Annotated in this window: 19 protein-coding genes and 1 tRNA gene; 5 read left to right on the forward strand and 15 right to left on the reverse strand. The window is 38.9% G+C overall.

Translation table 11 applies throughout. The features are described from left to right. Positions 1-11: 11 nt before the first annotated feature. From MMB68_RS00805 to MMB68_RS00815, 3 genes are all read right to left on the reverse strand, one after another. A complete protein-coding gene (locus MMB68_RS00805; protein ID WP_013084584.1) occupies positions 12-590 on the reverse strand; it encodes a suppressor of fused domain protein in 579 nt (192 codons plus the stop codon). Between the two features lie 224 nt (positions 591-814). After that, positions 815-1,915, reverse strand: a complete 1,101-nt coding sequence (locus MMB68_RS00810; RefSeq protein ID WP_153255266.1) for a M24 family metallopeptidase — start codon at positions 1,913-1,915, stop codon at positions 815-817. Between the two features lie 75 nt (positions 1,916-1,990). Continuing rightward, complete coding sequence (locus MMB68_RS00815) at positions 1,991-2,665, reverse strand: hypothetical protein (RefSeq protein WP_269870268.1); 675 nt, start codon at positions 2,663-2,665, stop codon at positions 1,991-1,993. Positions 2,666-3,202: 537 nt separating this feature from the next. Between MMB68_RS00815 and MMB68_RS00820 the strand changes: the two genes are divergently transcribed. Both MMB68_RS00820 and MMB68_RS00825 read left to right on the forward strand, forming a co-directional pair. Continuing rightward, a complete protein-coding gene (locus tag MMB68_RS00820; protein ID WP_416234864.1) occupies positions 3,203-3,934 on the forward strand; it encodes an LCP family protein in 732 nt (243 codons plus the stop codon). Positions 3,935-4,143: 209 nt separating this feature from the next. Continuing rightward, positions 4,144-4,512 (forward strand): cupin, encoded by a 369-nt coding sequence (locus MMB68_RS00825; RefSeq protein WP_228540864.1) that lies wholly within the window; start codon positions 4,144-4,146, stop codon positions 4,510-4,512. Positions 4,513-4,539: 27 nt separating this feature from the next. On the opposite strand, the gene MMB68_RS00830 is transcribed toward MMB68_RS00825, so the two are convergent. The 5 genes from MMB68_RS00830 to MMB68_RS00850 form a co-directional block, all read right to left on the reverse strand. Then, entirely contained in the window at positions 4,540-5,058 is a 519-nt protein-coding gene (locus tag MMB68_RS00830) for an NAD(P)H-dependent oxidoreductase (RefSeq protein ID WP_221812541.1), read from the reverse strand. Positions 5,059-5,198: 140 nt separating this feature from the next. Beyond that, positions 5,199-5,945, reverse strand: a complete 747-nt coding sequence (locus tag MMB68_RS00835) for a YwaF family protein (protein WP_277447279.1) — start codon at positions 5,943-5,945, stop codon at positions 5,199-5,201. Between the two features lie 259 nt (positions 5,946-6,204). Then, complete coding sequence (locus MMB68_RS00840) at positions 6,205-7,728, reverse strand: ABC transporter permease/substrate-binding protein (RefSeq protein ID WP_277447278.1); 1,524 nt, start codon at positions 7,726-7,728, stop codon at positions 6,205-6,207. Next, positions 7,728-8,678 carry an ABC transporter ATP-binding protein gene (locus tag MMB68_RS00845; protein WP_277447277.1) on the reverse strand — a complete coding sequence of 317 codons (951 nt, stop codon included), beginning with the start codon at positions 8,676-8,678 and terminating at the stop codon, positions 7,728-7,730. Before MMB68_RS00845 ends, MMB68_RS00840 begins: the two co-directional genes overlap by 1 nt. A 267-nt stretch (positions 8,679-8,945) precedes the next feature. Further along, positions 8,946-9,018: transfer RNA gene (locus MMB68_RS00850), tRNA-Thr, on the reverse strand. A 210-nt stretch (positions 9,019-9,228) separates the two neighbouring features. On the opposite strand from MMB68_RS00850, the gene MMB68_RS00855 reads away from it, so the two are divergent. Beyond that, on the forward strand, positions 9,229-10,281 hold the full coding sequence (locus MMB68_RS00855; RefSeq protein WP_277447276.1) for an aromatic ring-hydroxylating oxygenase subunit alpha: 1,053 nt from the start codon (positions 9,229-9,231) through the stop codon (positions 10,279-10,281). 33 nt (positions 10,282-10,314) lie between these two features. Here MMB68_RS00855 and MMB68_RS00860 read toward each other — a convergent pair whose 3' ends face one another. After that, positions 10,315-11,838: a DHA2 family efflux MFS transporter permease subunit gene (locus MMB68_RS00860; RefSeq protein ID WP_277447275.1), complete on the reverse strand. Its 1,524-nt coding sequence runs from the start codon at positions 11,836-11,838 to the stop codon at positions 10,315-10,317. A gap of 266 nt (positions 11,839-12,104) precedes the next feature. On the opposite strand from MMB68_RS00860, the gene MMB68_RS00865 reads away from it, so the two are divergent. After that, the gene (locus tag MMB68_RS00865; protein WP_277447274.1) at positions 12,105-13,007 is read left to right on the forward strand and encodes a TetR/AcrR family transcriptional regulator; all 903 of its coding nucleotides are present in this window, start codon (positions 12,105-12,107) and stop codon (positions 13,005-13,007) included. Positions 13,008-13,113: 106 nt separating this feature from the next. Here MMB68_RS00865 and MMB68_RS00870 read toward each other — a convergent pair whose 3' ends face one another. The 6 genes from MMB68_RS00870 to MMB68_RS00895 form a co-directional block, all read right to left on the reverse strand. Further along, positions 13,114-13,935 (reverse strand): carbohydrate ABC transporter permease, encoded by an 822-nt coding sequence (locus MMB68_RS00870; protein ID WP_014458643.1) that lies wholly within the window; start codon positions 13,933-13,935, stop codon positions 13,114-13,116. 15 nt (positions 13,936-13,950) lie between these two features. Next, positions 13,951-14,853: a carbohydrate ABC transporter permease gene (locus MMB68_RS00875; protein ID WP_060747159.1), complete on the reverse strand. Its 903-nt coding sequence runs from the start codon at positions 14,851-14,853 to the stop codon at positions 13,951-13,953. 23 nt (positions 14,854-14,876) lie between these two features. Then, a complete protein-coding gene (locus MMB68_RS00880; protein ID WP_264408477.1) occupies positions 14,877-16,118 on the reverse strand; it encodes an ABC transporter substrate-binding protein in 1,242 nt (413 codons plus the stop codon). Positions 16,119-16,184: 66 nt separating this feature from the next. Then, on the reverse strand, positions 16,185-18,305 hold the full coding sequence (locus MMB68_RS00885) for an amylo-alpha-1,6-glucosidase (RefSeq protein WP_221783614.1): 2,121 nt from the start codon (positions 18,303-18,305) through the stop codon (positions 16,185-16,187). A gap of 85 nt (positions 18,306-18,390) precedes the next feature. Beyond that, positions 18,391-19,407, reverse strand: coding sequence for a LacI family DNA-binding transcriptional regulator (locus MMB68_RS00890; protein WP_221783612.1), 1,017 nt, complete (start codon positions 19,405-19,407; stop codon positions 18,391-18,393). 147 nt (positions 19,408-19,554) lie between these two features. Next, a complete protein-coding gene (locus MMB68_RS00895) occupies positions 19,555-20,829 on the reverse strand; it encodes an ATP-binding protein (RefSeq protein WP_221783610.1) in 1,275 nt (424 codons plus the stop codon). A 271-nt stretch (positions 20,830-21,100) separates the two neighbouring features. On the opposite strand from MMB68_RS00895, the gene MMB68_RS00900 reads away from it, so the two are divergent. Then, entirely contained in the window at positions 21,101-21,865 is a 765-nt protein-coding gene (locus tag MMB68_RS00900; protein ID WP_028415040.1) for a sulfite exporter TauE/SafE family protein, read from the forward strand. Positions 21,866-21,977 lie beyond the last annotated feature (112 nt).

Below are 21,977 nucleotides of genomic sequence, written 5' to 3' on the forward strand. Positions count from 1 at the left end.
GCTCTTTTTGTTTATACAACAGATCTTCTTTCTAAATTGAAAACATTCACCTGCTCAGCATCAAAGCGGCTTAGCAACGAATCTACCCCGTACTCAAGTGCAAAAGCACGTTCATTTTCTGAAATCGGAACGGCCTGCAGGAACGTTACTTTTTTATCAGATAGTTCAATCGTTGAAAAATTATCCCATAAAAACGGCGGAATCAGCAAAATATGCTGCATATGAAAGCTGTCATCAAGGACTGCGATAACGTCTTTATAAATAGCTCCTGGGAAGATGGACACATGAGATTTCATCATATGGAAAATACAGTTTGCTAAAATAGCAGAATAAATACCGAATTCCTCATGACAAGCCCCAACGATTTCAATTCGAAGCGGGATCCCTCCAACTGTGTAGCCTGTCGGACATTGATGACCACCGAGCGTTGCATACGCGGTTACATCTTGACGCGGATGATTTTCACACGCCACAACGTGAATACCATGCTTTTTTCTTTCATCTGAATAATCTTCAATTCGATCCTTTTGACCAAATACATCTATTGCTTTATGTATAATTAATTCTTCATCTTTTGTAAAATTACTCATAAAAAACCTCCTTGCTTGCGACCTTAAAAAGCTCCCTACTGTACAGCATATACTACTGCACTCGCTTACGATATAGTTTTTAGAAAATGTGATAGAAATGTTATCGTTTCGTAACATACTATGAAATTGTATCAAGAAGCAAACAAGAAACCTTAACCAATTTTTTCTTTTCCCATAAAAAAATAGAGCCTGCACCACGGCAGCCTCTATTTTTTATGACATTATTATGAAATAATTTGTAATTCTTTTGGGTACTTCGTTAACGTTTCGTATCCATCTTTTGTAATGATTACATCATCTTCGATACGCACGCCTCCAAGTCCTGGAATATAGATACCCGGTTCAATTGTATATACCATGCCTTCTTGAAGCACATCATCATTGTTGCGGCTCATTGAAGGAAACTCATGCACGCTAATACCAAGACCATGACCAAGACGATGCAAGAAATACTCTCCATATCCTGCTTCTGTAATAATATTGCGTGCTACCATGTCCAAGTCGCCAATGCGAGTGCCGGGCTTGGAAGCTTCAAGTGCTGCCTGCTCAGCGCGCTGTACCGTTTCATAGATTTCTTTTTGCTTATCATTAATAGACTTGTAAGCGACTGTACGCGTAATATCTGAACAGTATCCGTCTAGCACTACACCTAAATCGAACAGAACCATATCTCCTGGCTTTAACGTGCGGAGACCTGGGTTCCCGTGCGCTTCTCCCGTTTTTTCACCAAATAAAACCATCGTTGAAAACGACATCTCGCGAATTCCTTTTCGCTTTAACTCGTATTCAATTTTAGCCAGAACATCCATTTCCGTAACGCCTTCTTTTAAAGCAGCTACGCCTACTTCTACACCAAAATCAGCTAAGGCAGCTGCCTTTTGCAGAATCTCAACTTCACGCTCATCTTTAATTAAACGCAGCTGATTTAATTTCTCTTCTGCTCCGACTAGCTCAGCATTTGGATATAAGCTAAGCAGTTCTTCGGCTCTCGCATACAGCAGCTGCTCTTTCTCTACAGCAACCTTTTTCACATCTATTACGTTTCGTTTATGTAAAGCTTCTTTAATAAGTTCCCAAGGATTTTGATGGTCTTCATATCCAATTACATCAAACTTCCAGCCGGCTTCTTTTGCTTGTCCCACTTCCATTGATGGACAAACAAGCATCGGCTCTGCTTCGTTAAACACAAATAAGCCAAGTAAACGCTCATGCGGATCCGTATGAAATCCAGTTAAATAAAATACGTTTTCGGTTGACGAAATAAAGGCTGCTTCTACGTTCTTTTCTTCCAGCCACGATACGACTTTTTGTAAACGTGCTTCCATTAAAAAAACCCCTTTCATTGTGCAATATTACTATTATAACATAGTTATTTAGCAATATTGTACAATGAATAGAGGTTAAGACAAAGCCGCGTGAAGAGTAGTAAGCTGCTCTTTAATCGCTTTTCGCTGAATACTTACTTTCATCAGCCAGCCATTTTCTCCGTATCTATAAATAAATTCATACGTACCTTTAGGAAAATATTCTTTTACCAGCATGTCTCGGTTTTCAACAAATCCCGGATCGCCAATGAAATAGGTACCTTCTTCAAGCGGAAGCTCATGAACTTTTTTTTCTAGCTGCTTCTCTTCGTCTTCGTCATCATCTATAACAATGTGCAGACCGCAGTCATCACGCACAACATCAAATTCACCGTTTTGTTCAAGCTCGAGCACCGGCACCACTTGCCCATTTACCGTTAGCAGCTGCTTCGTTCCTTCAAGGACCTGGGACCAGTGATCATCGTACAAAGTAGAAGAATAAAAAATATAGCCCTGAGATTTATATAATAAAAGCAGCTGTTCAAAATGATTTTTCGCTTGTTCTTTATCAAACAGAATAACAAAATGCTTTCGATAGAAAAAACTTGTAAAAGGCAGAATAGACGATTGATTAAGCTCTTTAATTATTTCAGCACTATCTTTACCTGAAATAATAGCTCCGGTCAATTCCCCCGCGCCATAAGGTTTCCAATGACTTAACGCCGCTTCTGGAATCAGCACAAGGTTCGAAGATGACACATATATACTCATTCGCTTCACTCCTTTTTTCTGCATTTAGACCTATATTTGATTCTCCGCAAACAGAGACTTTCCTCTTATTCCATTCTTAAAAGGCAGAACTTTTTCCCTAACTATGATAGATTATAACAAATATCTTCGAAAAAAATAACCTTTATTTCCTCTTTCTTCTATTTGTACACTTCTCTTATTTTAGCTGTCTTCGCAGATTTACTAGTGAACGTACTTGCTAATCTAATTCCTTAGTGTTAATTTTATTATGTCGTTTTATAATTTTTTGCATAGTTGGTTTCAAACAAAAAAGTATTAATATTTTTGAATGCGATGGTGAGACATTTGGAAGAACGTACAGAACGTAAACAACATAAAAGAAAAAAGCAAAGAAAAAAGAAACGCTTTAGAAAGCTACTTCTTTTCTTTCTCATTCTTGTAATCGCCGCTGGTGCGTATGTGTATTATCAATACCAACAAGGGTTAGCAGAAGCAGACGGAGCTTTTGGGAAAGATGGACAATTTGATTTTAATGGTGCAAGTGCCAATTTAGATAGCATGAATGTGCTGCTTCTTGGAATTGACTCTCGAGGTGAAGAACATTCGCGTGCCGATACAATCATGATTGCTCATTATGACAAAGACAGCAATCAGCCTAAAATTGTTTCTTTGATGCGTGATTCATATGTGGATATTCCCGGACATGGCAAAAACAAATTAAATTCAGCCTATGCATTTGGCGGGCCCGAATTAATGCGTAAGACAATTAAAGAAAATTTCGGCGTAGATGTAAACTATTATGCCGTTGTTGATTTTAAAGGTTTTTCTAAAGTTGCCGATACGATTGCCCCTGAGGGAATTACGGTTACCGTGCCGCACGAAATGTCATCAGGAATTGGCATGACGCTAAAACCTGGAAAACAAACTCTTCACGGAGATAAATTACTAGGATACGTGCGATTCCGACATGATAGCCAAAGTGATTTCGGGCGCGTAAAGCGTCAACAAGAAGTGATCGGTAAATTAATGGATGAAGCTCTTCAAGTAAGGACGCTGGCGAAAGCTCCTAAGCTATGGGGCGTCATTGATCCATATGTGGATACAAATATTCCGCCAAAAACATTTATCGTGATAGGAAAAGATTTTTTAGTTGGAAATCAGCCAGATTTAAAATCTCTTCGTTTACCGGTTGAAGGTTCCTATTCAAATGAACGAATATCCGGTATTGGTGCTGTTTTAAGCATCGACCTTGAAGAAAACAAACAAGCGTTACAGTCATTTTTAAATTAGGAAAAGGTGTCCATTAGCGGACACCTTTTTTATACTATTCAAAAAAACTTCTGTTTTTCCTCCCTATCCTTCAAAAAATTTTCAGCTTCGACAAAAAATGAAGCCATTTTCCTAGAAACAGCCGTTTCTTTGGAGTTCTATTTTTGCTGTTACATGCGTATATGAAAGGAGAAGGACTTCTTTTTATATTTTTTAGCCAAGGAGATGAAATGATGAAATTATATGGTTTTCAAGCTGAAGAAGAGCGTTCCTTTCTTCATTCTACCTATAAAGTAAACCCGTTACTTTCTCATACTGGAGATGTCAAAATCAGCTTTTTATCTTTTCAAGAAAATGATTATACCCCTCGTCAAGAAGCTACGATTCCACAGCTTCTTTTAGTCGTTCACGGGGAAGGCTGGGTAGCTGGCGATAACGGACTGAAAATTTATATCAAACAAGGTGAATCAGCATTTTGGAGAGCCGGGGAATCTTTTGAAGTCGGGAGTCTAACGGCTATGACAGGACTACTCATTGAAGGATTAGATATTGCTCCTCAAAAGCTGCTTACTTCTTTCTCACGAACAAACGCAAATTAAAAAGCCGCTGTGACGCGGCTTTTTTTATTATCTTAGCAATCGAGCGTAGCTTTCCGCACTATCTTGAATAACTTTGTCACTCAGATCACCGCCTGCTCCTTGAAATAAAAATGGCGTTCGGAACTTCATACCTGTTAAATTTGCCATAGCTTGAAAAGGAAGAAGCAGATGATTCATTGGGTAACGGTTGTATCCCCCTTCTTGATAAGCTTCTGCAGGGCCCCCTGTCGAAGTAGCTACGACAAACTCTTTTCCCTGAAGTTTAGTACCTTTGCTTCCATAAGCCCATCCGTATGTTAAGACAACATCTTGCCACTCTTTTAAGAGTGCCGGTGAGCTGTACCAGTAAAATGGAAATTGAAAAACAATACGATCGAATTGAACAGCTAACTCCTGCTCTTTTTCTACATCAATTTTGAAATCGGGATAGTTTGCATATAAATCATGAACGTACACATCCTTCTCTTTTTTTACTCGCTCTGCCCACGCTTTATTAATACGAGAAGATGCTAAGTTTGGATGCGCTAAAATAACCAGTGTTTTCATTTTGATACTCTCCTTCTGATGTCTGTGCTTACTTTTTTCTTTTCTATTTTTTACGCTTGCCTCTCACGGCTTGTTCAGTCATTCTTTCCTTTTCCTTCAGAAAATCCGAGTTAGTTTACACTTATAAACTACCAGTATTATCATTCTGCTTCAATAAAATTGACTTTGCTTTTATCATTTTCAATTTTTTTATGTACCCAAAACGGCAGATAAAGGACAAGAAAGCTAAAAATCATGATTCCTTCAATCCATACTAAATACCAAGGATGAGGTCCAAGAACATCCAGCAAGGAAGCGTGCTCTGGCTTTTTCATCATGTATAAATAATTCGCCCCGAGTAAACGATTCATGACATAGATAAAACCTCCGTACAGATTAACAAATACTACGCTTACCCACAAAGAACGAAACGTCGGCTCATATCTGCAGACAGCAATTAGCATACAGCAAGCAAGTACCACACCGCCATGCGATACATAAAACTGCACATAGCGAAACTGGGCATACGCATAGCCGCCAAGGTCTGGGGTAATCATCGCTTGAACAGAGCTGCTGATTCCTGCGAAGTACACAAAATAAAAAAGAAACCTGCTTTTGGTTATCAGCATAACAGCAGCCAGCAGCACGACTATGTCACTGAGCTGAAGAGGCAAGGAAGTTTCAGCAGACCACTGATGACATACGATTTCCCAAGCCTGGTAGGCCGTTTCTGAAGTAATTAGAACGAGTGAAATCAAAACGAACACAAACCTCTTTTTTCGCAGCTGCTTTCGACACAAAAAAATAAATGCTCCTATGATCACGATAATAGCTAAAGTTACAAGATGTTCAACTGAAAAAAGCTGAAAGGAATGTTGTGCAGGATGACACGTAAAAAATGAATTCATAAAAGCGCCTCCCTTCCATCAGAAAACAAATTCGGTACCTTTAGCTTGTTCATAAGGCCTCATTTTCATTAATGCTTCTCTCGCATAAAAAAGAGATTGAGACCTAACAAAATCACGCCAATCTAAAGACGGACGAATGGAGTAAATAATCGAGTATGAATCAACTGCTAGAACCAACTAAAATAAAAAGATCCGAACGATTCATCATTCGGATCTTTTTTCAACTAACATACTGTTGTCCTAGCTTTTTTCTTCGTTTTTACTCTTTAATTAATCCTTTTTTCACTAAGAATTGATGAGCAACTTCTTCAGCTGTTTTTCCTTTTGCATTTACTTGATAGTTCATTTCACGCATTTCGTCATCACTGATTTTACCGCCCAGTTGATTTAAGATTTTTTTCAGTTCAGGATGCTCTTTTAGCGTATCTTCACGAAGCACAGGCGCTCCTTGATACGGAGGGAAGAACTGCTGATCGTCTTTTAAGACTTTCAAACCAAACTGTTTGATTTCAGGATCTGTTGCGTAAGCATCCAGCATATTAATATCGCCTTTTTCTACAGCGCGATAGCGAAGCTTCGGCTCCATCGTTTTAATATTCGGGAAGGTAAGACCATATTCTTTTTGAATGCCTACATAGCCGTCTTCACGATCTTTAAACTCCAGCGTAAACCCTGCTTTTACTTTATCTGTTGCATTTGCCAAATCTGAAACGGTAGTTAGATTATTTTCTTTTGCAAATTCTTTTGTTACGGTCAATGTGTACGTGTTGTTAAACTTCATTGGATCTAAATAGACAATGCCGAATTTCTTTTGAAATCCTTCTTTTGCCTGCTTGTACACCTCTGTTTCATCTTTGCTGTCCGGCTGTTCCTTTAGATGCGTCACAATGGCTGTACCCGTATATTCAGGGTACAAATCAATTTCCTTGTTACGCAGAGCCTCAAATACAAATACTGTTTTTCCAAGCGACGATCGAAGATTTACTTTCATATCGGTTTGATCTTCAATTAATTCTTTGTACATATTAATTAAAATATCTTGTTCTGCACCAATTTTACCTCCGATAACAAGGTCTGGTTTTGTTGCGCTCATAGCTGCAAACGGAGAAACAAGAATGAGTATTAATACGATGATCATAATAAACGAGCGTTTTTTGGACCCTTTTTTAGCTGAGTGTTCAATCGTTCGCAAAATTCCATCAAAAATAAGCGCTAATAATGCTGCTGGAATGGCTCCTAATAAAATCAAACTATTATCGCTTCGGTCAATACCAAGCAAAATTAAGCTTCCGAGTCCGCCCGCTCCGATAAGAGCCACGATTGTCGCTGTACCAATAATGAGTACCATCGCTGTGCGAATCCCGGCCATAATGACAGGAAGCGCTAGAGGAAGTTCTACTTTAATTAATCGTCTCCACGAGTTCATCCCCATGGCTTTGGATGCTTCAATTAAAGATGGGTCCACTTCTTTAATTCCGGTATATGTATTTCGTACAATAGGAAGAAGCGAATATAAAAACAGTGCAATAACCGCGGGAAAGGTTCCAATTCCGACAAGAGGAATCAGTAATCCTAATAAAGCGAGTGAAGGAATGGTTTGCAGTACGGCTGTTACGCCAATGATCGGTTCAGCAATGCGGTCATGTCTCGTTAAGTACAGTCCGAGCGGCACTGAAATTAATACGGCGATAACAAGGGCCAGTACTGAAATTTGAATGTGTTCAAGAAGAGCTTGAAACAGTGCGTCTCCTCGTTGATCTAGTAATGTGCTTAGTGCATTCATTACAGCGTTCCTCCTTCTTTCGTCTTATCAGAAAGAAACGCTAATAGAGTTTTGCGCGTTACAACGCCAATGCGTTTGCTCCCTTTTTTCACGGCTATTGCTTCATGGTCGTAAAGGGCGTCCATTGCCTGCTGAACAGTAGCGGTTGAAGCTAGCTCTTCAGTAGGTTCTACGTCTGGCTGTTCACTTTCTTTGAGAAACATATCCAATGTCTCAAATAAAGCATTTCCTTGATTTCCAATAAACGTTTTTACAAATTCATTCTTAGGCTTTTGAATGAATTCCTCCGGGGTTCCAACTTGAACAATTTCCCCGTCTTTCATTAGGCAGATACGATCTCCAAGCGTCATCGCTTCGCTCATATCGTGCGTAACAAACACAAATGTTTTTTTGATTTTTTCTTTTAAGCTAATAACATCTTGCTGAAGCTGTTCGCGGCTTAACGGATCGAGGGCACTAAAGGGTTCGTCCATTAAAATAACGGGGGGATCAGCTGCGAGGGCACGTGCTACACCTACACGTTGCTGCTGGCCACCTGAGAGCTCAGACGGCTTTCGATTTCGATACTGCTTTGGGTCTAGTCCTACCAAGGTAAGCAGTTCATCAATGCGCGTTTTGATTTTGTTTTTCTTCCAATGCTTCATCTCGGGTACAATAGCTATATTTTCAGCGATGGTCATATGAGGAAAAAGAGCAATCTGCTGCAAGACATAACCAATGTTCCAGCGTAGCTCATGTATGTTGTGGTCCGATACGAGCTTATCTTTTATGTATAGTTCTCCTTCGGTAATATCATGAAGACGGTTAATCATTTTTAAGGTGGTTGTTTTCCCACACCCACTCGGACCAATTAAAACGAAAAACTCTCCTTCGTTAATTTCTAGATTAATATTTTTCACGGCGGTCGTACCGTCTGGATATTGCTTTGACACATTCTTAAACGTAATCAAATTACCGTTCACACTCCCTGTTGAAATTTAACCCCCCCAGTTTCGTGTACCCAATACTTAGAGGCAATAAACATTCTTTTAAGATTATTTCTGAATATGATTCATAAGACATAGTGAAAAAGATACACATGTTTTCTCACAGCGTCCTAATAAGGCTATCAAACTGTTAAAATTTTCACAAGGCGGGGAAGAATAATTCGGAGAAGAATTTTAAAGCCAACACAGATAAAAAAACCTTCTTTCAACAAGAAAGAAGGTTTTTTAGTATGCTAGCGACAGGGATCGAACCTGCGACCTCTTGCTTACCATGCAAGTGCTCTACCTACTGAGCTACACCAGCGTCTTGGAAAATTATATCACGTTTAAATTCATTTAGGAAGCGCTTTTTTAAATTTTTTTATTAGTATATTCTCTAATTTGCGTCTTCTGAAATTCGCACTTTCTACAAAGTTCCATATTTTATGTTAGAACTCCTTACATAAATTGTGTGAATTTTCTTTTTTTATATTACCCTTAGTAAAAGAGCTTACAAAAGAAGGGAAGAAAATAGATGGAACAACAACCAACCATGACCAAATCAAAAACGGCAACTCCCTACCCAAGAGACTGCACGTTCAGCCTGGAAGATTGGACGACGCTCGCTAAGTATTGGTACCCCGTCGCACGCTGCAGTGATGTAACAGAGAAACCAACGTCCGTAAAACTGCTAGATGTAAATCTAGTTCTATACCGTACCACACACAAAGTAGTAGCGGCTCGTGATTTATGCGTTCACCGAGGCACCCCCCTTAGCATGGGCTGGGTGGAAGATGATGAAATTGTCTGTCCTTACCACGGCTTCCGCTATGCAACGGACGGCGCATGCACATCGATTCCAGCTCACCCTGATGCCAACATTTCTCCCCGCCTGTGTATGGCCGTCTATCCAGTTATTGAACGATTTGGATTAGTGTGGACTTCCCTGACAGGAGAACAAGATAACCTGCCTTACTTCGATGCGTGGGAGGACCCTGATTTTCAGCAAATTGTTTGTCCGAGCTTTGATATCATGGGTTCGGCCGGTCGTCAAATGGAAGGCTTTTTAGACGTAGCTCATTTTGCTTGGGTTCACACGGACACATTTGGTGATCGAAACAACGCCTTTGTGCCTAAATATAAAGTAAGCGATACAGAGTATGGGCTTCATGTAGAATATACGAGCACCATGAGCAATTATTCCAAAGAACAGCAGCATTTAAATCCACCTGATTTTAAATGGCTTCGCGTCTTTGATGTTTATCCGCCGTTTGCAGCTACGCTAAAAGTATACTTCCCAGAAGGCGCAGAGCTGTGGATTATGAATGCAGTCTCTCCTATTTCAGCCCGCGAAACACGTTTATTCGCACCAATTGCTCGAAACTTTGACAAAGATTCTCCCGTTGAAGGTGTGTATGACTTTAACCTTCGCGTCTTTGACGAAGACCGTGAAATGGTTGAAAACCAAAAACCTGAAGACTTGCCTTTAGACCTGCAGATGGAAGCGCATATTATGGCTGATCAAACGTCCATCGGCTACCGGAAATTATTAAAGAAAATGGGCTTAAGCTTTAGATATACAAGCTAAAAAAATCCCCGCTGTCTCAGCGGGGATTTTTTTTCATTTAGCAAATTGCTCGCGTCCTGCTTTTTCCTTTATCACTTCATCTTCACTTGCCGGCGTTGCGCGTTTCATAAACAATGAAAGAATTAAGGCAACTACCACTAGTACTACTGAGACAGCAAACGCATCGTTAATCCCTTGTACCATTGCCTGCATCCCAATCTGTTCTTTCATTTGAGCTGCTCCGGCTGCGGTTGCATTCGCTGCTCCTGCTCCGCTCATTGCATCTTGAGCGAGCTCTTTTGCATGCGTAGCTGTACGGTTTGACATCACCGTTACTAATAGAGCCGAACCAATAGCTCCTGATACTTGTTGAAGCGTATTGTTCATGGCAGTACCATGCGGATTAAAGCGCTGCGGCAGCTGATTTAATCCGTTTGTCATAACCGGCATCATCACCATGGACATTCCGAACATGCGAAGCGTGTAAAGCGTAATGAGCGTTGTATACGTCGTATCAAGCTCTAAGTTACTGAAGAAATACGTCGTAACGGCTGTAATCGTCAGACCCGTTACAGCCAGTGCACGCGCTCCGAATTTATCAAATAATTTTCCGGTAATCGGTGACATCACACCCATTAATAGCGCACCTGGAAGCATTAGTAATCCTGAATGAAGCGGAGAAATGCCTCGTACCGTTTGAACATAAATTGGCATTAGCAGCATGGCTGAGAATAATGCCATTGTGATCACCATTGAAATCGTTGATGATAAAGCAAACATTGGATATTTAAAAATGCGAAATTCAAGCATAGGTGTTTTCAGCTTGAACTGACGCGTAATAAATAAAATCAGAGACACAGCTCCTACGATAATGGTGCCGTATACTTCCACAGAATCCCAGCCTTTATCCCCTGCTGAGCTAAATCCGTATAGAAGTCCTCCAAATCCAATTGTAGATAACACAAGTGATAGGAAATCCAAATTGATTTCCACTTTTTCTTTTTTGTCTTTTAATAGGAAGAAAGCGCCTATTAACACAATTGCTGCAATTGGCGTAACAAGGTGGAACAGCATTCTCCACTCATAGTGTTCAATTAGCCACCCTGATAAGGTAGGACCAATTGCCGGAGCAAAAATCATAACTAAACCGAAAATCCCCATCGCAGCTCCGCGTTTTTCTAATGGAAAACTTGTGAGCAATACGTTCATTAAAAGCGGCATCATAATGGCTGCGCCTGATGCTTGAATAATACGAGCGGTTAACAAGACCGAAAAGACGGACGAAGCACCGGCAAGTATTGTTCCTGCTGTAAATAAAGTCATCGCCGTTAAAAATAAGCCTCTCACAGAATAGCGCTGAATTAAAAAAGCGGTAGTTGGAATCATAATACCATTCACTAACATATAACCAGTAGAAAGCCACTGGACGGTTGACGTTGTCACATCTAAGTCTTTCATAATAGACGGAAGCGCAACATTTAATAACGTTTCATTCAACAATGAGATAAAAGCGCCTATTAACAAAATAGCAATTATGCCATAAGGCGGCTTTTCCATTTGATTTATCGATTGACTCATTATTGTACCCCCTTATACTTTAAGTTCATTTTTTTAGACACATGTTCTACATAGAGTATATTATACTGTGAGTTCAATTTATGCAAGTGAAAAATCCTGCGTTAATTTTCTTTATTTACTGAGCTTTTTTTAACGGTACAGTCCTTTTATATCAATACATATACGCAATATCATAATTCGCTTCAAAAAGAACATTTGTGTAAACGCTTTAAATCATGTATCATAAAGTTGGACCATGAGTCTAATTTTATATTTAGGTGATAATAATGAATAACCGAAAACAGCAAGTTGTAAAAAATGCACACCATCTCTTCGTTGAAAAAGGATTTCAAGCTACTTCTATTCAAGACATCATTGATTATAGCGGCATTTCAAAAGGAACATTCTACAACTATTTTTCTTCAAAAAATGAATTATTAATCGCTGTTTTCACATGGCTTCATACGACCATTGAACAAGAGCGGAATCAGCTGCTGGTTGGTAAAAGTCTGAACGATGTAGATATATTTGTTAAACAAATTGATGCACAGATGAAAAACCATCACAAACATAAATTTTTTACATTACTTGAAGAAGTATTTGTTTCCAATGACCCTGATTTAAAAGCATACATAAAAAAAACCCAGTTTATTGAAGTAAACTGGTTCTACAAACGGTTCATTGATTTATTTGGAGAAGAAAAAAAACCGTACCTGCTAGATTGCGCAATTATGTTTCTTGGCATGCTTCATCGCAACTTTCACTATAATTTTATGGTTAACGGCACAAGTACCGATCCGCATGAAATTATAAGCTACAGTGTCAAGCGCCTGCTTCCTCTTGTAGACGAAGTAGCAAATTCAGGAGACATTTTGCTCAATCCGCAAACGATTAAAGAATGGCTTCCATCTTGCCCGAATACTAAAAATCAAATAGAACAGGACATTTCTGCAGCACTTATCGATTTAAAAAAACAAGTTCACAAACAATTTACGGATGAATTTGAACGTCAAAAATGCACAGAGCTTATTAGTTTTATTGAAGAAGAGCTGTTTAAACAATCAAATCCCCGCAAATTTGTTGTTGATAGTGCTCTTCATTCGTTACAGCAGATGTCTGTCAACAAAAGTAAGACAAGGCTAGAGGATTTACAGACGATGATTGATCAGTATGTGAGTGAACTTCATTAAAAACATATGAAATTCACGTTCATCATAATAACCAAAAACGAACGATTAATTAAATTAATCGTTCGTTTATAATTCTAACTAAAATATTTTTATCCCAGCCTCTTTTTTATTTTCCTCCAGTAAACGAGATTCCTTTAATAAAATATTTATTAAAAAACGCATAAATGAGTAAAATGGGAAGTGTAAAAACCATGGAAGCTGCCATAATATAGTTCCAATAACTGATATACTGACCTTTGAATGTGTTGAGACCTAAAGTTAATGTAAACATATTTTCATCAGACATCACAATTAAAGGCTTCATAAAATCATTCCAAAATCCCATAAATACAAAAATCGTTTGTGCTGCTAGGGCAGGTTTTGCAAGTGGAAGGACTATTTTAAAGAATGTTCCAAACTTTGATAACCCATCCAACTCCGCTGCTTCTTCAAGCTCTTTTGGGAAATTAATAAAAAATTGACGCATCATAAATATAAATGTCGCATTCACCATTCCGGGTACAATCATTCCCTGATAGGTATTTAACCAGCCTAACTCTTTCAAAATTAAAAAATTAGGGATCATGGTTACTTGTCCAGGAATCATAAGAACAGCTAAAATAATAATAAACAAACTTTTCTTTCCCGGGAAACTGAGGCGTGCAAGGGCATAACCAGCCATTGAGTTAAATAGCAAATTCAGAGCTGTTCCTACAACAGCAATAAATAAGCTATTAAACATCCAGCGAGGGAACAACTTTTGTTCCACAAAAATTTGTTTATAGTTGTCTAGCGTAAAGTGTTTCGGAATAAAGTTCACCGTACCTGACACAATTTCTTCAAGCGTTTTGAAAGAAGCTGACAGCGCCCAAATAAATGGGATCAGCGTAATCAGCGCATATATGCTTAAAATCGTATATAAAATGAGGACTCCCGTTTTCTTCTTCACTTTTTTCTTCCCCCCTTAGTACATACTTTCTTCTTTTGAAAACTTTCGCTGAATAACCGTTGCCACCAAAATCACGAGCGCCAGCATAAAGGCTAGTGCTGCAGCATACCCCATGGTACCTAAATTTTTAAATGCATATTGATAAATAAGAAGAACAACAGTCAGAGTGGAGTTATTAGGACCTCCTGAGCCTCCTGAGAAAATAAATGATTGATCAAATAACTGAAACGTACCAATTAGTCCCATGATCACTACGAACGATGTAACCGGCCTCAGATTTGGAACTGTAATATGCCAAAATCGTTGAAACACATTAGCACCATCTAACTGAGCTGCTTCATACAGCGAATCGGGTACGTCCTGCAAAGCTGCCAAATAAATAACCATAAAAAATGGCGCTGTTGCCCAGATGTTCATAATCATAATGGCAATTAAAGCAACTTGCGGATCTCCAAGCCAATTGTAAGTTGGAAGACCAACAAACTTTAGAAACTCGTTCACAATCCCATTCTGATTGTACATCCACATAAAAATAAGCGTTAATACAGCCGATGATGTAAGCGTAGGTAAAAAATAAATAATACGAAAAACTTTTTCTGCTTTTAGCCCTGCATTTAATGTGGCAGCCAGTATAAGTGCCAATGCGGTTTGTACCGGTACAACAATTACTACATACTTCACCGTATTCCAAAGAGCAATTTTAGCTTTGTCATCTTCAAGGACCTTCATGTAGTTCTCAAGCCCTCGAAAATGGAACTCAGTCCCCCCCAACAACTGAACTTTATGTAAGGATAAAAATATGGCGTAAAAAATAGGTGCAATAACAAATAACAAAAGCACAAACAGTGTAGGTGACATAAAAGCATATCCTTGCCCAACATCACGAGGTTTGTACGTTCGTATTTTTCTGTTTTTCATTTCCTCCACTCCCCCGCCTAGTCTTATTGATAAATACTAATCTCTTGGTTTGCCTGCTTTTGTGCTTTTTTCAAAGCTGTTTCTAAATCACTTTGTCCTAAAAAGGCGCTTAAAAACTGGTTATTAAAGTTATTCATGATAATAGGTAAATACGGGCCGTCTTGCCAGACAGTAGCATAAGCAGCTCCTTTTACTAATGGACCTCGTTTTTGGTCTTCAGCAAAACCAAGTTTATCCGCTACGGATTTTCTTGTTGGTAATGCGTAGCCCTTGCTTGTCCAAGTTTCCATTCCTTCTTTTCCTGTTAAGTACTGAATGAGCTCCCAAGATGCTTTTTTCTTTTTTGAATCAGCATTCATTACATACGCGACCGTAAATGCCATTGTATTTTTATGACCGTTTATTGTCGGAACTTCCGCTGTACCGTAATCAAGTTTTGGGAAGGACTCTTGTAAAAACGGAATCATCCAATTCCCTTCAATTACCATAGCTACTTTTTGTTGTGCAAACATGTCCGTACCTGAACTTGCACCTACATCAGAGGGTTGTACAGACGTTTTATCTTTTAAATGCTGGTCGATGAGCGGCTGAAGAGCGTCCACCACTTCTTTCGTAGCAAAGTTTGCCTTATTGTTCTTTACCACGTCTCCTCCGTTTGCCTGCGCCATATAAAAGACACGCGCTAATTCCGGCGTGACCCCAAATGCTTGAATCCCTTTCTTTTTGAATACCTTTGAAACTGCTTCAAACTCATCCCATGTTTTTGGTACTTCTACTCCTGCTTCTTTAAACAGCTTTTTGTTGTAAAATAAGCCTAACGTGGAGTAATCTTTCGGAAAACCATACGTTTCTCCATCTTTTTGAAACGCTTTCAATAATGGTTTCTCAAAATCTTGAACATCAAAATCGGACTTTACATAAGAATTCAAAGGTTCTAAAACCCCTGTATTGATAAGGCCAGGCGCTTCAAGTGCATCAAGGTAAAAAACATCTGGACCGTTTCCCCCGATTAAACGTGTTTTTAAAATATCCATGTATTGATCAGTGATTACTTCATGCTTCACATGAATGGAAGGATGAAGATTTTCAAAGTCTTGAATAGTTTGATTAAGCAGCTTCGTTTCTGTTGGGTTGCCTCCCCAGCCGGCCAACACAATTTCGACTCGATCATTTTCCCCAGAAACTTCTTGTACGTTTGAACATCCAGTTAAAACTGCTCCGGTCACTGCCAGCAGCAGACATAAAGCAAGTATCCACTTCTTCATCGGTTGTCTCCTTTCATTTCATTGACCTGCGGCTTATTAAGTGACGCTTAATAAGCCGCCGTCGAATTAACCTACATGAGCTCTTACTTTACATTGAGATAGAAGCTCGTATTTTGTCGTATTTTCCTTCACGTAAATAATAGTTTCGCTTCCTTCTTTTTTAACCGTTAATGACAGTTTTCCACTGCCAATCACAAGGTTTTCTACAGAAAGTTCATTCATATCGTCTATGAGCAAAGGATTTATCTGTACAGTACCTGCTGTACTATCTGGAAACAGTCGCAGTATTGCCTGTACGAAAGCTAAAGGCGTACCGGCTGCCCAAGCCTGAGGTGAGCAGGCAACGGGATATTTAACAGGCTTGCCAGACTTATTTGAATAGCCGCAGAATAATTCTGGAAGGCGGTCGTATTCAAAATGCCCAGCTGCATCAACCAGCCCTTTTATAATTTTATTGGCTTCTGTTTGCTTGTTCGCTTTACTCAAACCAAGAACAATTAAACTATTATCGTGCGGCCAAATGCTCCCATCATGATAACTCATTGGATTATAGCCTGCTTCTCCTTCTGCCATTGTGCGGATGCCGTATCCCGAAAACATAGATTCTGATACTAGCCTTTCTGCTACTTTGTTCAGCTTCTCCTCATCCATCATCTCAGCTAAAAGTACATGACCTGGATTTGACGTAACTGTTCCTACTTGATGTTTATGTTCATCGAGTGCAATTGCGTAGAATGATACGTCATCCATCCAAAAGGCTTCATTAAATTTTTTACGCAGCTGCTTTGCTTCTTCACGTAAATTATTAGCTTCATTTGTTTTGTTTAACTTATCATATAAAGAAGCAATACCCATTTTTGCTTGATATACATAGCCTTGTACTTCCACTAAAGCAATGGGAGTTTTTGCATATTCACCGCTGCGATGGACAACGGAATCTCCTGAGTCTTTCCAGCCTTGGTTAGCAATTCCTTTACTTGACTCTTGATGATATTCAAGAAATAAATCGCCGTCTCTATCCCCATATTCGTTGATCCATGTCAAAGCTCCATCAATAGTCATTTGCATTTCTTGTACAAACTCCAAGTCTCCCGTCCACTTTACATATTCCGTTAATAAAATTAAAAACAATGGCGTTGCGTCAATTGTTCCATAGTACGGCGTAAAAGGGATTTGATTGGTGTTGGCGAGTTCTCCGTAACGTATTTCATGCATAATTTTACCCGGCTGTTCATCACGCCATGGATCATTTGCCGTTCCTTGATACGCTGCCATCGTACGCAGCGTTCCTTTTGCTACTTCGGGATTAAAAGCCAGCATTTGAAGCGCTGCGATTAGACTATCCCTTCCAAACGGCACGCCAAACCAAGGCAACCCTGCTACTGGAAAAACACCGAATCCTACGTCCGTTAGCAGGACGCGCAGGTCGTTAAGTCCTCTTGTAATAAGACGCTGCATTGTCGGATGATCAGTTGTTACTTTTGTAGAAAATTTTTCCCATTCTTTATATGATTGGCTTAGTAAACTAAATGCTTCACCGGCTGATAAAACATCTTCGTTGGTGTCTTCGCCCATTTGCGGCTGAACCATTAATGTAATTTCTTCTTCTTCTTGATGATTGAGTTCAAAAGAAAATGTAACTTCTCCTTGCTCATCCACATATGAAGCTTTTTTATCCCAGAGAATCCGTGTCGCCCGCTTAATATTATCTGCTCCTTTGTATGTATATGTTAGGCTGCTTTCTCCTTTTATTTGCCCCGTTCGTTTTCCGACATTTCCAGTTTGAAAACCTCTTACGATGAACATATCGTTAAAATCGACATCTGCTTGGACACTTAATGTAAAAGCAATTTTTTTAGGAAAATAGCTTTTTAACTTTATTTTTTCATAGAAAACTCCTCCATATATAAAGCGTTTTCTCTCTATTTCTATAGACTCTCGCCATAGGACGAGATCTCCTTCTTTTTCCATATGCGGATTAGTAAGAAGAATTGTAGCTAATAGGTTCTCCTCTGCACTTGAGGACAATAACACAGGATCTGCATCATTAATCTTCAAACGAAATTTGCTCAAAAAACGCGTATCTTTCATATATAATCCTAAACCATACTGATGGTTTTCATTAATATTTCCTGCTGGATCAGTCAGTAAAAATAAGTCATTTTCTTTAATAACACGGTAATCCATTTCCATCCCCCTAAGTTTTACCGAAACGTTTTGGAAAAAGCGCACAACACCCGAAACGTTTCGGTTTTACATTATATAAAAACCACTATTTGTGGTTTTTAGCTGTTGATTCTCGAATAATCAGCTTTGTATCAAGATATCGCTTCATATTTGTTTCTTTTCCTTCTAGCATTTCAATTAGTAAATCTGCAGCTTCATAGCCAATCTGATATACTTCCTGTCCTACTGTCGTCAGATTTGGAGAAGAGTAAGAGGCAAGGACAATATTATCGTATCCGACAATCGACATCTCTTTCGGTACATGAAGGCCAAGTTCTTTGCATGCTTTTAGTGCTCCAAGTGCCATTAAATCACTTGCACAAAAAATAGCCGTAACCTCTTTATGCCGATTTATAAGCTCCTGAGCAGCTTTCTCTGCTTTTTTTTCTTCAAAATTCCCGCTTACAACCCACTCAGGACGAAACGACAAACCGCATTCTTTAAGCGCTTCTGTGTATCCGTTGAGACGTTCTTGACTGACAAATGCGTCTTCATGTCCGTTAATCATCCCAATATGCTTATGGCCAAGACTCGCTAAGTGTTCAACTGCTTTTTTAGCTCCCAAGGCATTATCAGTGGTGACATAGCCCACTGAATTAGAATGAACGGGAATATCAACTAAAACACAGGGAATATCACTTTCTACTACTTCTTTTAAATAGGGATCTTCTTTCTTAATACCTTGAATAATTGCCCCGTCCACCCTTCGCTCTCGACAAAGCTGGGTATACGTTTTTTCTCGTTGCATCATCGTGTTTGTATTGAATAAAATCAAATCATACCCTAAAGTAGATGCTCGCTCATTTACACCGCACAGCACTTCAAATGTAAAATTATCTTTTACGCTCTCTCTGCTGATTCCTGAAACTAGTAGTCCAATAGTCTTCGACTTTTGCATAACCAGTCCTCGAGCTAACGTATTAGGGCTGTAGTTCAGCTCTCTTGCTACGGCTGCAATCTTTTGCCGTGTTTTTTCATTTACATCTGAATAACCATTTAAAGCCCGAGACACCGTCGTTACAGACACGCCAGCAACTCGCGCTATATCTTTAATCGTTGTCACTCAAAATTCCTCCAAAACGTTTCGGATAACTTTAAATAGATTGTAACGCTTTCATTTATTAAAATCAATACTTTTTTTAATAATCGGTTTACTCTTATCTACCTCTAAAACTTTTGCGTATAAAAAAAGCAGCCCTAAGGCTGCTCTTTATTCACAAAGTGGAAATTCAAGTGAAAAACACGTTTCTTTTCCTTTTACGCTAGACACACTCACTTTTCCCTTCATATAATGAATAATGCTGAAAGATACCATCGTTCCAAGCCCGGTACCTTTTTCTTTTGTTGTAAAATACGGTTCGCCTAGCCGGTTGATTTGTTCTTGCGTCATGCCGCAGCCCGTATCAATAATATCCACAATAACAGCTCCGCCTTCTTTTCCTACTTTAATAGTTAACGTGCCTCCGTTTTGCATCGCCTCAATACTATTTTTAAATAAATTGATTAAACACTGCTGAAGCTTTCTTCTTTCTCCCATTACGAAGCACTTCACCTCTTCATCAAATGTAAAATCAATCGCGACTCCATTCATATTGGCAAGAGGCGTCATAATATGGGTGACGTGATGAATCTCTTCTGAAATATTCATTTTTTCATTTCGTTCTGGTGCAGAATTGGCAAACAGCAAGTAATCATCAATGATTTCTTTTGCGCGGTCTAGTTCATTAATCGCAATTGAAATGTAGCGTTTTTTAGCAGGTTCTTTTTCATCTTCTTGCAGCATTTGCATAAATCCTCTGCTTGCCGTTAGAGGATTTCGCACCTCATGAGAGATGCTGGCAGCTAAATGACTGACAATTTCTAGTTTCTCTGCTTTCATCAGGCGCTGAAGCACTAGTAAATTTGCCCGTATCGCTTCCCACAGTATGGTAATTACAAACATGCCTGCTACATCTAAAATCGCGAATTGAACCCACACGCTAATAGGAATGCTTGTTACATGCAAGACAAAAATAGATACAAGCATAGCTAATAAAGAACCGATTATACTAAGACAGGTGCTCACGATAATTCTATTTTTTAATGAGAAATGTAAAAAGTATTTCGTTATGAAAAATAAAGGAATGGATAAAATCGGAAGAGCAATTAATGTTGATAAAAACCCTACATCATACCCGCCAATTAGCAAGCGCAGCAGTAAAATAAAGACAAAAAGCAAGCTTCCTAGCGGCCAGCCTCCATATAACGTTCCTAAAATATAAGGAATTCTTCGTAAATCCATTCGATAATCATCCGGGACATAAGCTCCGTTAACCGGAAACAAAAGGCAAAAGGTAATAGCTAAAATCGGAAATACCGCGATATAACGATCTTTCCACCAATGAATTTGTTTAGCATACTTGATTAAATAAAACATCTGCACTAAAAACAGCGCCAATAAAATAAATAAAAAATTAATTAACAAATCTTTCGTGACAAAACTCATGCATTCACCGGTCTTTCAAATGAGATAAAAATAAACTCTTTTATTGCATTTACATTTGTAACACAAATTAGAGCGTAATCATAGATAAATAAACGTATTCTATTCACTTTTTTATAACTTCCTATGACTTTATCGTCCGTTCCCTAAAATAGTGAAGGCTAAGAAAACCTTTTCAACTCCACTAAAAATATTCAGAATTTTATTTACATATGAGTTATAATGCTCTATAATCAGATCAATGTACTTGGTTTTGAGAGTAGGAGGACGAAACATGGAATTATCAATTACCTTAATGGGATTATTCGTTGGAACCCTTGTAGGCTTAACCGGGGTTGGAGGCGCCGCTTTATTAACACCTTTACTGATTGTACTCGGCATTAACCCTTCCATTGCCGTAGGAACAGATCTTGTCTACAATTCTATCACAAAATTATTCGGAGTCGCTCAGCACTACAAACAGCGAACCATTAACTTTAAATTAGCAAAATATTTAGCCTTCGGAAGTATTCCGAGCGCTGTGCTGGCTATTGTCACACTTCATGCGTTTCCATCTTTTCACGAGCATCAAGAGACGATTATTAAGCACGCTCTTGGATATGTTATGACGCTGGTTGCCATTTCAATTATCTTTCGCGTCTTTTTTGATAAATTAATTCGCCCAAATCGGTTTCAGGAAATGGACTTAAATCAGAAAAAAGGATTAACAATCGGAATTGGCGTAGTCTTTGGATTCATTGTCGGACTAACATCGATTGGTTCGGGCTCATTATTTGCGATTGCGATGCTGTACTTATTTAAGCTCAAAACATCTGAGCTGGTTGGAACTGATATTGCACATGCATTTCTTCTCGTTACAGTGGCTGGTATTTTAAATGCAAGCTTTGGAAGCGTAGATTACATGTTGACTGCTAACCTATTAACTGGATCTATTCCAGGTGTGTTACTCGGAAGCCGTTTATCAACGAAAGTGCCTTCAAGACCGCTTCAAGCCATTATGGCGACCATCATTTTAATTAGCGGAATTAAACTAATTTAATAAATAAAAAGCACATGCCTTTGCATGTGCTTTTTATTAGTTTTTTTAAAGAGATGCATTAAAAATAATAATGTTTTAAACCACTCCCTTCCCTTCTTATACACTTCAACTA

The sequence above is a fragment of the Priestia sp. Y58 genome (assembly GCF_029522095.1).
GTDB classification, from domain to species: Bacteria; Bacillota; Bacilli; order Bacillales; family Bacillaceae_H; genus Priestia; species Priestia megaterium_E.